Below are 1123 nucleotides of genomic sequence, written 5' to 3' on the forward strand. Positions count from 1 at the left end.
CGGTCCCCCCGCGGTGCCCGGCCCGGCGGCCGAGCGGCCCGCCCGGGCCCGGTGCACCCGGCCGAGCGCGTCGGCGAGCCGGTCCGCGCCGACCGGTTTGAGCAGGTAGTCGACGGCGCCGAGGCCGTACGCGGCGACGGCGTGCTCCTCGAACGCCGTCACGAAGACGATCTCCGGGGGCGTGGCCATCGCGGCCAGCACACCGCCGAGCTCCAGGCCGTCCATCCCGGGCATGGTGATGTCGAGGAAGACGGCGTCGAACCGGCCGGTGGGGATCGCGCGCAGCGCCTCCACCGCGCCGCCGGCCCGTGCGACCTCGCCGACGTCGGGCGCGTCGGCCAGCAGCGCGCAGATCTCGTCGAGGGCGGGGGCGACGTCGTCGACGGCCAGTACGCGCAGTGGCTCGGCGGGGGGTGTCACCTCAGATCACCACCCCGGGCTGGAACCGCGGGATCCGCAGCACGATCCGGGTGCCCGCGCCGGGCGCGGTCTCGATGACCAGGCCGTGATCGGGGCCGTAGACCGCGCGCAGCCTGCGGTCGACGTTCACCAGCGCCAGCCCGGCGCCCTCGGCGGTGCCGGCCAGTACGGCGCGGGCGTGCTCGGGGCTCATGCCCGGCCCGTCGTCGTCGACGGTGATCACGCAGACGTCCCCCTCGGCCTCGCCGCTGACCTGTACCAGCCCGCCGTCGGGGGAGCGCTCGACACCGTGCTGCACCGCGTTCTCCACCAGCGGCTGCAGCGCCAGCACCGGGACCGGCACCGGCAGCACCTCCGGCGCCACCCGCACCTGCACCCGCAGCCGCTCGCCGAGGACGGCGCGGGCGAGGGTCAGGTAGGCCTCGACCGAGCGGAACTCCCCGGCCAGCGGCACGTAGTCGCCGCGTGCGGCGAGCGAGTGCCGGATGAACTCGGCGAAGGTCTCCAGCAGGTCGCGGGCGCGCGCCGGGTCCGAGCGGACGAACGAGGCGATCGTGGTGAGCGCGTTGTAGACGAAGTGCGGCGAGATCTGGGCCCGCAGCGCGCGCAGCCGGGCGGCCTCGGCCTCGGCCTCGCCGTCGGTCAGGCGGGCGCGTTCGAGGGCGTCGGCGACGAACGCGGCGGTCCGGCGGGCGGCGGCCGA

The 1123-nt window shown here is 76.7% G+C and carries 2 protein-coding genes; both read right to left on the bottom strand.

The window, feature by feature from the left end:
* Positions 1 to 420, bottom strand: a 420-nt coding sequence (locus GTW08_RS12220; RefSeq protein WP_161151940.1) for a response regulator, incomplete at its 3' end; no start/stop codon positions are given.
* Between the two features lies 1 nt (position 421).
* The coding region (locus GTW08_RS12225) for a sensor histidine kinase (protein ID WP_161151941.1) at positions 422 to 1123 on the bottom strand (702 nt) is incomplete at its 5' end.

Source organism: Pseudonocardia sp. SID8383 (assembly GCF_009864975.1).
Lineage (GTDB): Bacteria > Actinomycetota > Actinomycetes > Mycobacteriales > Pseudonocardiaceae > Pseudonocardia > Pseudonocardia alni.